Origin of the sequence: Rhizobium sp. BR 314 (genome assembly GCF_047445805.1) — a bacterium.
Classification (GTDB): domain Bacteria; phylum Pseudomonadota; class Alphaproteobacteria; order Rhizobiales; family Rhizobiaceae; genus Rhizobium; species Rhizobium lusitanum_B.
Map to the genome: position 1 here is coordinate 1 of NZ_JARWLA010000078.1, position 12,409 is coordinate 12,409.

General features: G+C 58.8%; 10 protein-coding genes and 1 pseudogene. 9 read left to right on the plus strand and 2 right to left on the minus strand.

Going from position 1 to position 12,409, the window contains the following annotated elements; translation table 11 throughout:
• From QD461_RS35925 to QD461_RS35935, 3 genes are all read left to right on the plus strand, one after another.
• A partial coding sequence (locus tag QD461_RS35925; protein ID WP_414091570.1) for a hypothetical protein occupies positions 1 to 235 on the plus strand: 235 nt, incomplete at its 5' end.
• Between the two features lie 403 nt (positions 236 to 638).
• Complete coding sequence (locus QD461_RS35930; protein ID WP_004129006.1) at positions 639 to 1,877, plus strand: M24 family metallopeptidase; 1,239 nt, start codon at positions 639 to 641, stop codon at positions 1,875 to 1,877.
• A 60-nt stretch (positions 1,878 to 1,937) separates the two neighbouring features.
• Positions 1,938 to 3,008: a C45 family autoproteolytic acyltransferase/hydolase gene (locus tag QD461_RS35935; RefSeq protein WP_414091571.1), complete on the plus strand. Its 1,071-nt coding sequence runs from the start codon at positions 1,938 to 1,940 to the stop codon at positions 3,006 to 3,008.
• 598 nt (positions 3,009 to 3,606) lie between these two features.
• On the opposite strand, the pseudogene QD461_RS35940 reads toward QD461_RS35935, so the two are convergent.
• Together QD461_RS35940 and QD461_RS35945 are read right to left on the minus strand one after the other, a co-directional pair.
• Positions 3,607 to 4,729: pseudogene (locus tag QD461_RS35940) on the minus strand (IS256 family transposase).
• A 218-nt stretch (positions 4,730 to 4,947) separates the two neighbouring features.
• Positions 4,948 to 5,844 carry a LysR family transcriptional regulator gene (locus QD461_RS35945; RefSeq protein WP_004128999.1) on the minus strand — a complete coding sequence of 299 codons (897 nt, stop codon included), beginning with the start codon at positions 5,842 to 5,844 and terminating at the stop codon, positions 4,948 to 4,950.
• Positions 5,845 to 5,992: 148 nt separating this feature from the next.
• On the opposite strand from QD461_RS35945, the gene QD461_RS35950 reads away from it, so the two are divergent.
• The 6 genes from QD461_RS35950 (at position 5,993) to QD461_RS35975 (ending at position 12,391) form a co-directional block, all read left to right on the plus strand.
• Positions 5,993 to 7,186 (plus strand): acyl-CoA dehydrogenase, encoded by a 1,194-nt coding sequence (locus tag QD461_RS35950; protein ID WP_015342015.1) that lies wholly within the window; start codon positions 5,993 to 5,995, stop codon positions 7,184 to 7,186.
• Positions 7,186 to 8,364, plus strand: a complete 1,179-nt coding sequence (locus QD461_RS35955; RefSeq protein ID WP_004128995.1) for a CaiB/BaiF CoA transferase family protein — start codon at positions 7,186 to 7,188, stop codon at positions 8,362 to 8,364. Before QD461_RS35950 ends, QD461_RS35955 begins: the two co-directional genes overlap by 1 nt.
• On the plus strand, positions 8,361 to 9,236 hold the full coding sequence (locus QD461_RS35960) for a 3-hydroxybutyryl-CoA dehydrogenase (RefSeq protein ID WP_004128992.1): 876 nt from the start codon (positions 8,361 to 8,363) through the stop codon (positions 9,234 to 9,236). The genes QD461_RS35955 and QD461_RS35960 overlap by 4 nt, the downstream gene beginning before the upstream one ends.
• A 15-nt stretch (positions 9,237 to 9,251) precedes the next feature.
• Positions 9,252 to 10,001, plus strand: a complete 750-nt coding sequence (locus QD461_RS35965; protein WP_004128988.1) for an electron transfer flavoprotein subunit beta/FixA family protein — start codon at positions 9,252 to 9,254, stop codon at positions 9,999 to 10,001.
• A gap of 23 nt (positions 10,002 to 10,024) precedes the next feature.
• A complete protein-coding gene (locus QD461_RS35970; RefSeq protein WP_004128985.1) occupies positions 10,025 to 10,954 on the plus strand; it encodes an electron transfer flavoprotein subunit alpha/FixB family protein in 930 nt (309 codons plus the stop codon).
• A gap of 291 nt (positions 10,955 to 11,245) precedes the next feature.
• Entirely contained in the window at positions 11,246 to 12,391 is a 1,146-nt protein-coding gene (locus tag QD461_RS35975; protein WP_414091572.1) for an ISAs1 family transposase, read from the plus strand.
• Positions 12,392 to 12,409 lie beyond the last annotated feature (18 nt).

The following is a 12,409-nucleotide window of genomic DNA, read 5'->3' on the forward strand; positions in this document are numbered from 1 at the left end:
AACCCTTCCAGGCTCGATACCCGTCATGCAGCGTCAGCCACAACAGCGCCAGCACCGCATCGTCGATCTTGTCTTCGTCGATATCCATTGCGAGAGCTTATCACGTGCAAATACGAAATTAATGCGGTACTCGCCGAATGCGTACCAAGGTCCAGAGGTCCAGAGGTTCTTTGATCACAAGACCCAAGGACCTTGTCCTCCTGAAAAAGAGCGGGACGTTTGCATCACAAGTTGAACTTATAAAACATGCGTTGCATTGCAGGAGAGAGTTCGCTATGCATTCTAACTATCAGAAGTACCGATGTCGCTGAAAGGAGCAGACTGAGGCTTGTCCCAGCCACAAACACAGGGAATTACAAATGGTCTAGCTTCAGACGAGAGTAACTGCCGCATCGCAACCGCGCTTGTTGTTTCCTCAACTAAAGATGGAGACTCGCAGTTCGAGAATCGGACAGGATCGTTGTGGACACTGCACCGAGTGAGTGCAATAAACTGCGGAAATTAGTCGACCGGCGAACCGACACGCAGAACACAGAAAAGGCTCTTTCTCATCCAGCATTCGAGCCGAGTTCGCCCGGACGCATTTAGGCGTATGCCGTTGCGCCCGACGCCTCCACCATCACAGAAAGCATCGTTCAATGACTACTACTGAAGCGACTCCAAAGGTTCAACCGTTTAAGTTTACGGCTTTCGAGCAGAAAGACTACAACTATCGCGTTCAGCGCGTGCGCGAGAAAATGGCGCAAGCTGAGATTGACGTGCTGCTCGTTACCGACCTTTCCAATATCTGCTATCTAACAGGTTTTCAAACATTGGTATCGGACTGGTATTCCTGCTTGATCCTTCCTGCGCAGGGAAACCTAGTTCTCCATGTTTGCGATCTGGAGGTCGATCTTGGCCGCGTCCATACTAATGTCGAGCGCATCGAGTCGATAATGTGGAGTCGCATGGATGAGGCTGGTACGGAACTAGCCTTAATCATAGACAGTTTAAATTCAACGCCGAAAAAAATTGGCTTGGAGAGTCGGCAAAAGGGACTAACTCCGTATGCCTACTCGAAACTGTGCTCTGCATTTCCTAATGCAATAGTGGCCGATGCGTCCGGTTTGGTCACTCGCATTCGTGCCGTAAAGTCCCCAACAGAGATTACCTATATGCGCAAGGCCGGGCTTTATTCGGTAGCTGGTCTGACGGCAGCAGAAGCGATCATCCAGGAGGGCATCACCGACAATGACATTGCCGCGGCGGCGTCTGCAGGTATGATCCGCGCAGGCAGTGAATATTTCTCCATTGATCCCATCATCCGTACCGGAGATTGGCATGCTATAGTGCATTCTTCGTTTCGTAGGAACAAGATCAAGCGGGGCGACCCCATCATCATGGAGATGAGTGGGGTCCATGAGCGCTATAACGCGCCGCTTTATTCCACGGCGATAGCAGGGCGTGCGTCAGATAGTACACGCCTTCTGTCAGATGTCGCGCTCCATTGTCTTGAGACACTTTATAGCAATCTGAAGCCCCGCCGAACTATGCGAGACGTTCTGACTAGCACGAAGTGCGAACTGATGAGTTTGGACGCGCGAACTCGCCTTGGAACCCGAATAGTAGGCTCCACTTTGGCTGACTACCTGACTGAGAAATTCAGGTCGTGGAAGGCCTATCCCGTCGGCCTGGCCTTTCCTCCGTCCTGGCCTGAAAACTCGATCTGGCTGGCAGAGTCTGACCAGATTCTCGTGCCGGGGATGTGCTTCCACGCGTGCTACTCGTTCAGAGTGTTTGGGGAGGTCGCCGCCGGGTTCGGTGATTCCATTGCAATTACAGAGGAAGGTTTCGAAATCCTAACACCACGTACGAAGCGTCTTCTCGAGGTGTTCTGAGATTGAAACGCCGATACCGTTGCAACACCGCTTGCGACACGCATTTAAATTGGAGGACCAATGAAGACCGATCTCCTTTCCGTCATTGACTGCGCTGGGTCGCCCCGTCAACGAGGACGCACTCATGGAGAAGCGCTGCGCACCGCTATCGCTGAAAAGATAATGCGCTGGCATGACGCCATCGCGGAAGCCTACGGCGTCACCGCCAAGACGTTCATTCCGCGCTTCTTGGCGGCAACACGGTTCGGCGATGCGGTGAAGCGACACACACCCCACCTCGCCGAAGAGGTTGCAGGAATAGCGGAAGGATCCAACATCGCCCACGAAACCGCATTTGCGCTCCAGCTACTGGATGAGGAGTGGTGGTTCGGCCGCTCCACTGGAGACGGACATTGCTCCAGCCTTGCAATCGCCCCCTGCGGGCCTATCCCGACAATAATTGCTCAAACAATGGACTTGCCACGATGGCACGACGGGGCGCAGGTTTTGCTGAAAACGCAGGACTCGGAAGCCGGTGAGACCATGGTCTTCACATCTGCAGGTCTGATTGGCCTGATGGGCGTGTCCGAGCGCGGGGTCGGCGTCTGTGTGAACACCTTATCACAACTGGCTGTCAGCCCGACAGGGTTGCCAGTGGCTTTCGTGATGCGAGGCGCCCTCGCCTGCTCGAGCGTGTCGGACGCCATTAGGTTCCTGCATGACGTTCCGCACGCCTCGGGACAGAACTATCAATTGGGAGACCGTCAGAACATCGCGACTGTCGAATGCTCCGCGGGCAAAGTATTGCCGCTCGCTACTAAGTCTAGATGTTCGCTGCATACCAATCATCCGCTTGCGAGCGACGACAGGCGTTCGGCGACAATACCCCTCGCAGGAAGCGATAGTTCGCGCGGTCGCCTCCAAAGCTTGCATCTCGATCTTGATGACGTGCGGGTAACCACGGATGATGTCAAGGCGGCACTGGCGGCATGCCGGGCCGGCGGTGAGGTTTCGCTAGTTGCCCCGCAACTGGCGACGGAACCGATGACCGTTGGCGCGGTCGTCTATGAGATCGGCGAGCGTACTAAAATATCAGTCTGCGCTGGACCACCGAGCGTCGAGGCATGGCGGGATATTGGGTTAGGGACGTGAACTTGCGTCTGATTTAGATTGATGCACGCGTGGTGGCCTCGATATAAACTATAATCGACAAAGGATCAGCGGAACGAATGGCGGAACGCTATAGCGCGGCGATCTGGGAGGAACTTCCACCTTGATCGTCGCGCGGCAGAACGCGAAGCTTCGCGCGAATACGCGACAAACCGGCAAAGGGCGCGCGCCTGCAAGCGTTGAGCCAGTCATCCACGCGAAGGCGGTTTGGTTGGCTTACGAAACGCGAGATCGCCAGAGGTGCCCCCTCTACGCAGGCGACCGAACATTCCGCCCCTCCACACATCCGATCATCCGATCAACGATCCTGGATCGTCAACAAGAGGTTCGGCAGACTTCCATCCGTAACAAGGTTGCCGTCGCTCGCCACGTTCAAAGAGAGGCGATATTCGCGCCGATAGCTCAGTACGCCTAGCTTCGAAATGAGGACGGCCCGGAATTGCCGACTCAACTCGGACCAGCGTCATCCGGAGGCACTACCCATGCGCTGTTTCACGTTTCCCGATCGTGTCTCAGCCTAAGGGATTGGTGTAGCTTCCGGCAGGTAGCCGTGTTTTCCGGCGAGCGCCGGAGTGGGATTTCAGCGCGTGACTGCAGGCAGGCTGATTTCCGGATCATCGCTCATTGATGCCATTGTCTCAAGTGTCATGTACCTGGCACGTTGGACGGCCCAGTCATCGTTTTGCTCGGGCAGCAGTGCGCCGACGAGACGGACGATGGCTTCGTCGTTGGGAAAGATGCCAACGACCTCGGTGCGTCGCTTGATTTGCCATTGAGATGTTCGATCGGATTTGTTGAATGCAATTGACCCGGTGCTCTTTCGGGAAGGTCATGCAGGCGAGCACATCCTCTTCGGCATCATTCATGATGGCGGCGAGCTTCTGCACTTTCGGCCGGATCTGGACGGCGACGTTGCGCCACTGGGTGCTCGCCGCCTCCGATGTGTCCTGAGCAAAAGCAGTGGCGATGAAGGCGGATACGACGCGTCTGCCGCTCTTTCCGGCGTGCGCCAGCACGTTCCTCATGAAGTGAACCCGGCATCTTTGCCATGTGGCACTGAGAACCTTGGTGACGGCGGCCTTGAGGCCCTCATGAGCATCGGAGACGACGAGCTTCACACCGCGCAGACCTCGGCGGGCGAGCCTACGCAGGGACTCCGTCCAGATCGGCTCGGCTTCGGGAGTGCCAACTTCCATGCCCAGAGCCTCGCGCCTGCCATCGGTATTGACGCCGACGGCGATGATAACGGCAACGGAAACAATGCGGCCACCGCGCCGGACCTTCAGATAGGTGGGCATCGATCCAGAGATAGGGCCAGCCCGTCGATGGGTCTTTCGAGGAAAACCTTGACCTTGACATCGATCTCCTCGCACAGAGGGCTCACCTGGCTCTTGGAGATGCCGCTCATACCCATCGCCTTGACGAGATCGTCGACGGAACGCGTTGAGATGCCTTGGATGTAAGCTTCCTGGATAACAGCCGTCAGAGCCTTTTCCGCCATGCGACGTGTCCCAGTCTCGGTCGCGGTAGCCGTTGCGTTGGGCCAGCCGCATCGCGTTCTTCTCGCCGTAGCCAGCACCGGTCGCACTGCCGACCTCCAGCTCCATCAGCCGTTCGGCGGCAACGCCGATCATCTCCCGTAGCAAATCGGCATCGGCACTCTTCTCAACAAGCGAGCGCACGTTCATCATATCGTCGGTCATCGGTGTCTTTCCATCAGGTTGGTCTTGAACAGCCCGACCCTGCCGGAAAAAAACTGATGGCCATCTAATCCTCAGGACCTACACTACCCGGCGGGACACGATCCGTTGCCCGAAATGAGGGACACATCATGCATGCCCACAAGCTCGGGCCGACTATAATGTGGCGATGATGACTGTCACGAAAACGACACAGCCGCTTCCCGTCTTGCTGCTAAGACTCACGAGGTTCCCGAGACCTTTTCTTTGGCCAGCCAGGCGCGGAAAGCTTCGAGCGGCGGGTAATTGGTCCGCGATTGCGGCCAGACGAGCCAGTAGGACCCCGAGCCCGGCACCGATCTCTTCAGGACCGGTACCAGGCGCCCTTCGATTATTTCAGTGTCAGCGAGATAGGCCGGAAGAAGAGCCACGCCGAGCCCGGAGATCGCCGACTGCGTCATCGTCGCGAACTGGTCGAAAAGCATCCCCGTCACGTTCGCCGGTCGCGCTCCCTGAGCGGCAAACCAGATCCTCCAGCCGGTCGGCCTGGTTTCCAGTTGCAGAAGTGGCAACCTCGCCATGTCCGCGATGTCGTCAATCGGATGTTCAGCGAGGAGCGCTGGCGAAATGCACGCCGTCAGGCGCTCCTCGAAGAGTTTCATATGGTCGGCATCCCGCCAATCGTCTGCTCCAAAATGAATGGCTGCGTCAAAACTCTCGGCGGCAAAGTTAAAGCGCTTGAGCCGCGTCGCGAGGTTGATCGTGATACCTGGATGTTTGACCAGGAATGCGCCCAACCGCGGCGCCAGCCATCGCGTACCGAAAGCCGGCAGGATAGCCAGCGACAGGGTGCCGCCGCCTGGGTTGGCGGCGAATTCCATGCTGCCCCGCTGGATGAGATCGAGCGCGCGGCTCACGTTCCGCCCGTAGGCATGGGCTGCTTCCGTCGGAATGAGCTTCTGCCTGTGTCGCTCGAAGAGCGGCCGGCCAAGCTGCTGCTCCAGATTCTGCACGAGGCGGCTCACAGTGCTCTGTGTCAAATCAAGCTCACGCGCCGCCGCCGCCGTTGAGCCGGTGCGCAAGACGGCTTCGAACGCAGAGAGGAGGCTCATGGAGGGAAGGAACCGACGCGGGCGCATCAAACCTATGCATTTTATGAATTAGATCACATCTAAATAGGGTTATTTCTCGCGAAACACAATCGGTAAATGCATGAGCAAGCAGCTTCGATATCCGAGGTCGCATTTCATTCGAGGGAAATCCGTGACGACAAATTCCGCCACAGCCATGTCTTCCGCACAGACGAGCGCGTTTGCGTGGGACGATCCCTTCCTCTTGGAGGAGCAGCTCTCTGAAGAGGAACGCATGATCCGCGATGCTGCCAAGGCCTTTGCAGAGGCCGAATTGCTGCCGCACGTGGGGGATGCCTATCTTGAGGAGAAGACTGATCCCGGTCTCTTCCGGCTGATGGGCAGGGCCGGGCTTCTCGGCGTAACGTTGCCGGAAAAATATGGGGCGGCTGGCGCCAACTTCGTCTCTTACGGCCTGGTTGCGCGCGAGGTCGAACGCGTCGATTCAGGCTATCGGTCGATGATGAGCGTCCAGTCGTCGCTGGTGATCTATCCGATCTATGCCTATGGCTCGGAAGAACAGCGAGACAAGTATCTACCGGGCCTCGTATCCGGGGAATTGATCGGCTGCTTCGGTCTGACCGAGCCGGATGCCGGCTCCGATCCCGGCGACATGAAGACCCGCGCCGAGAAAATCGACGGCGGGTACCGCCTGCGCGGCTCAAAGATGTGGATCTCCAATGCGCCGATCGCCGATGTCTTCGTTGTCTGGGCGAAGTCGGAAGCTCATAACCGCCAGATCCGCGGTTTCATCCTCGAAAAGGGCATGAAAGGCCTGTCGGCGCCGAAGATCGGCGGCAAGCTGTCGCTGCGTGCCTCGATCACCGGCGAGATCGTGATGGACGGCGTCGAGATCGGCGAGGACGCCCTGCTGCCGAATGTTTCGGGTCTCAAGGGGCCGTTCGGCTGCCTGAACCGCGCCCGTTATGGCATTTCCTGGGGCGTGCTCGGCGCTGCCGAGGATTGCTGGTTGCGTTCGCGGCAATATGGACTGGACCGCGTTCAATTTGGCAAACCGCTGGCTGGCGCTCAACTCTTCCAGAGGAGGCTGGCGGACATGCAGACGGAGATTGCACTGGGGCTGCAGGCTTCACTCCGCGTAGGGCGCCTGATGGACGAGCACAAGTTCGCGCCGGAAATGATTTCTATCGTCAAGCGCAACAACTGCGGCAAGGCGCTCGATATCGCCAGGCAAGCCCGTGACATGCACGGCGGCAACGGCATCCAGATCGAATACCACGTCATGCGCCATTCCCAGAACCTTGAAACGGTCAACACCTATGAGGGCACGCATGATGTCCACGCACTGATCCTCGGCCGCGCCCAGACCGGTATTCAGGCGTTCTTCTGATGGGCGGTCCGAACAGTGCACCGCTTGCCGGCCTGAAAGTCGTCGAACTTGCCCGCATCCTTGCCGGTCCCTGGATCGGCCAGACACTCGCCGATCTCGGCGCCGAGGTTATCAAGGTGGAAAGCCCGCAGGGCGACGACACCCGCAGTTGGGGGCCACCCTTTATCGAACGCCCGGACGGTAAGGGCGGCGCTGAGAAGGTGGCGGCGTATTTTCATGCGGCAAACCGAGGCAAGTCGTCGGTCATTTGTGACTTCGGCGATCCCGAGGGTCTTGAGCGCGTCAAAGCATTGATCGCAGAAGCTGACGTTGTGATTGAGAACTTCAAAGTTGCCGGGCTGCAAAAATTCGGTCTCGATTATGAAAGCATCGCCGCGATCAATCCGCGGATCGTCTACGCTTCGGTGACCGGTTTCGGTCAGACAGGCCCGCGCGCCCGTCAGCCAGGATACGATTTCCTCATACAGGGTATGTGCGGAATTATGGACCTGACCGGTGAGCCAGACGGTGAACCGCAGAAAGTCGGCGTCGCCTGGATCGACGTCTTTACCGGACTTTACGGCGTCATCGGCATTCAGGCAGCGCTTGCCGAGCGCGACCGCTCCGGCGTTGGCCAGCATGTCGATCTGGCGCTCTTCGACGTCGGAGTTTCCGTCCTTGCCAACCAGGCCATGAATTATCTCGCAACCGGCAACGTGCCTCACCGTATGGGAAACGCTCATCCGAATATCGTGCCCTATCAGGTTTTCCCGGCCTTCGACGGTCATCTCATTATCGCTTGTGGCAACGATCGGCAGTTCGCATCCCTTTGCGACCTGCTGGATCTCGCTGCGCTCGCCGGAGACCCGGCCTACGCCACCAATCCCGCACGAGTGGAAAACCGCGAGAAGCTTTGCGCGATAATTGCGGAAAAGACGCGACTTCGGCCGAAAGCAGAACTGATCGCCGCACTTGAAGGGGCGGGTGTTCCGGGAGGACCGATCAATAGCGTCGCCGAGGCGATCGACGATCCGCAGATCAAGGCGCGCCGGCTTAAGATCGCTCCGGAAGGCTTGTCCGGCCTGAGAACGCCGATCGGCTTGTCGCGCAGCCTCCTCACGCTCGACAGTGCCTCGCCGCTTTTGGGTGCTGGACGCTGGAGCTTTTCTTCCGAAGAGTCGAGGGTAGACACGAAATGACGATCGAAACCATCGGAGTGCTCGGCGCCGGGCAGATGGGCAGCGGTATCGCTCATGTGCTTGCAATTGCGGGATTCGAGGTCTCGCTGATGGACGTCGACGCGGATCGGCTCGTCGCCGCGGTCGCCAAAATTAGCGAGGATATGGACCGGCAGGTGGCACGGGGAACGATCGCGGCCGAGGCAATGTTGAGCGCCGTTGGACGCCTCAGGACGACCGTAAACCTGCCCGAACTTGGCACGCTCGATCTGATCATCGAGACGGCGGCGGAGAGCGAGCCGGTCAAGCTGAAATTATTCGACGATCTCCGACCTCACCTGAAGCCGGAAGCGATCCTCACCTCAAACACGTCTTCGCTCTCGATCACCCGTCTAGCCGGACGGACTCGAAAGCCCGAGCAGTTTATGGGCCTCCACTTCATGAATCCGGTTCCGGTCATGCAGCTCGTCGAGCTCATTCGTGGAATCGTGACCAGCAACGAGACTTTCGAGGCTGTCCGCGCCGTCGTACAACGACTCGGCAAAACCGCAGTCGTTGCGGAGGATTACCCCGCCTTTATCGTGAACCGGATTCTGGTCCCGATGATCAACGAAGCCGTTTATACGCTTTACGAGGGTGTCGGTTCGGTTTTCGACATCGATCAGAGCATGAAGCTTGGCGCGAATCATCCGATGGGACCGCTGGAACTGGCTGATTTCATCGGCCTCGATACCTGCCTCGCCATCATGAACGTTCTGCATGAAGGCCTGGCGGACAGCAAGTACCGCCCATGTCCACTGTTGGTGAAATATGTCGAAGCGGGATGGCTAGGACGCAAAGTCGCCAGAGGCTTTTATGATTATTGCGGCGATACGCCGGTTCCGAGCCGCTGATCAGGAGTGCTGCACATGAAGATTCTCGTTCCCGTGAAGCGGGTAGTTGATTACAACGTGAAGATCCGGGTGAAGCCGGATGGTTCGGGCGTCGAGCTTGCGAATGTGAAGATGTCGATGAACCCGTTCGACGAGATTTCGGTCGAAGAAGCGCTGCGGCTGAAGGAGGCCGGCAAGGCCGAGGAAGTGGTGGTGGTGTCGATCGGACCGGCCAAGGCCGAGGAGACATTGCGCACCGCCCTTGCCATGGGCGCGGATCGCGCCATCCTGGTCGAGACCGAAGATCAGGTCGAGCCGCTGGCCGTCGCCAAGATCCTCAAAGGTGTTGCCGATGCCGAACAGCCGGGCCTGATCATCGTCGGCAAGCAGGCGATCGATGATGACTCGAACCAGACCGGCCAGATGCTGGCGGCCCTCTTGGGTTCGGCGCAGGCGACCTTCGCCTCGAAGATCGAGATCGGCGAGGGAAAAGCCAAGGTGACCCGCGAGGTCGATGGCGGCCTGCAGACGATCGAGGTCAAGCTGCCGGCGGTGGTGACCACGGATCTTCGCCTCAACGAGCCGCGTTACGCCTCGCTGCCGAACATCATGAAGGCGAAGAAGAAGCCGCTCGACAAGAAGGCGCCTGCCGATTTCGGCGTCGATACGACACCGCGGCTGAAGGTGCTGAAGACCGAAGAGCCGTCCGGCCGCAAGGCAGGCGTCAAGGTCAAGTCGGTCGCCGAACTGGTCGAGAAGCTGAAGACCGAAGCCGGCGTGCTCTGAGGATAGAAAGGGAGAACTTCACCATGGCCATTCTTCTTCTGGCTGACCACGACAATGCCCATCTTTCCGACCAGACCGCCAAGGCGCTGACGGCGGCCACTCAGATCGGCGGCGATATCCATGTGCTGGTGGCCGGCAAAGCCGCCAAGGCTGCGGCCGATGCCGCCGCCAAGCTTGCCGGCGTCTCCAAGGTGCTGCTGGCCGAAAGCGACGAGCTTGCCAACAATCTCGCCGAACCGCTTGCCGATCTCATCGTCTCGCTGGCGGCAGGTTATGACACCATCCTGACGGCTGCTACCTCGGTCGGCAAGAACGTCATGCCGCGTGTCGCAGCTCTCCTCGATGTCGCCCAGGTCTCGGAAATCATCGAGGTGGTTTCGTCCAACACCTTCAAGCGGCCGATCTATGCCGGCAATGCCATCCAGACGGTGCAGGCAAGCGATGCCAAGAAGGTGATCACCGTGCGCACCGCCTCCTTCGCTTCCGCCGCAGAAGACGGTTCGGCCACTGTCGAGGCAATCCCGGCGGTCGCCAATCCCGGTCTTTCGAGCTTCGTCGCCGATGCGCTGTCGACCTCCGATCGTCCGGAACTGACCTCGGCCAAGATCATCATCTCGGGCGGACGCGCACTCGGTTCGGCGGAGAAGTTCAAGGAAGTCATTCTGCCGGTTGCCGACAAGCTCGGGGCGGCCGTTGGCGCCTCCCGCGCTGCCGTCGATGCCGGCTACGCGCCGAACGACTGGCAGGTCGGCCAGACCGGCAAGGTGGTGGCACCGCAGCTTTACATCGCCTGCGGCATATCAGGCGCCATCCAGCATCTCGCCGGCATGAAGGACTCGAAGGTCATCGTCGCCATCAACAAGGACGAGGAGGCACCGATCTTCCAGATCGCCGACTACGGCCTCGTCGCCGATCTCTTCGAGGCACTGCCGGAACTCGAAGAGGCGCTGTGAAGATTGATATCTGTTTCCGATCTAGCATGCCCGTTGTGAGGGCGCGCTCAAACGACGAAGCCAGATGCCGCAATGGGGCGGCGCTCCGCATAGCCAAGAAGATGACTGTGCCTCAGAGCGACGATGGTGAAGCGGGTCCGATGATTTCGGCCCCAAGCATCAAGCGGGGGACAAGCGGGGACTATGTTGTGGGAATTGATGCGTCGCTGGCACGGCTCTGAACTCGGGTTAACGTTTCTTCCCTGAACGGTTTGGGTGTGATTCAAGAGTGTCGGTGATTTGGAGGCCGACATGTTTGAAGACGATCGCCCGCGGCTGCGGGTTTTGCTGGACCATTTTAGTCTCGTTGAGGATGAGCGGGAGCAATGGCGGGTCGCCCATCCGTTACCCGAGGTGCTTCTTCTGGTCGTTTGCGGGACGATCGGCGCATGCGACGATTTTGACGAGRTCGTCGAATGGGGRGAGGATAACCTGGCGTTTTTACGTCGGTTTCTTCCCTATCACCATGGCATACCGGGTTCGCGCTGGCTGCGCATTCTGCTCAACCGGATCGATCCGGACCTGTTTTCGAACTGCTTCATATCCTGGGCGGCGACGCTTCGACCCGATGCTCCGGCGCTGGTGGCGATTGACGGAAAGACCTCGCGCGGCAGTCATGACCGGGCCAACGGCCGGGCGGCGCTGCATCTCGTCTCGGCTTTCGCCACCCGTGAACGGCTGGTTCTTGGACAAGAGGCAGTGGCAACGACAAGCTGTGAGCAGGACACCATCCCCTTGCTGCTGGAACGGTTGGCCGAAAARGATCGCCTGAAAGGCGCGCTCGTGACCATCGACGCCATTGCCTGCAATGCCAAAACCGCCYAGGCGGTGCTCGATGCAGGCGCTGATTACCTCCTGGCGGCCAAGGCCAATCAGCCCGGCCTGATGGGTGAGATCGAGCGCTTCTTTGCCGACGCTCCGGCAAACCTCACCTCAACCGTGACCGAAGTCGACAAGGGCCATGGCCGGGTCGAAGAGCGGCGGGTCACCGTCTCCACTCAAATCGACTGGCTCTCCGGCGACAGGCGCTTTCCCGGCGAATACCGCTTCCCGTCCATCGCCACCATCGTCAAGGTGCAAGCACAAGTCTATGAAAAGTCCAGGCAAAGCAGCCAGGTCCGCTTCTATATCTCCTCRCGGTCGATGACCGCGCTCCAGTTCGCCGAGGCCATACGTGGCCATTGGGCCATCGAGAACTCCCTCCATTGGGTACTCGACGTCACCTTCAACGAGGATGCCGCCCGATCTCGAACCGGGCATGGACCAGCCAACATGGCCGTCGTCCGACACTTCGCCATCAACATGGTTCGAAGCCATAACGACAAGCGCAGTATCAAACTCAGACGAAACAAAGCAGGCAGAAACCCACAATACATGGCCGAAATCATCCGAGCATGACTGTTAACCCGGATTCAG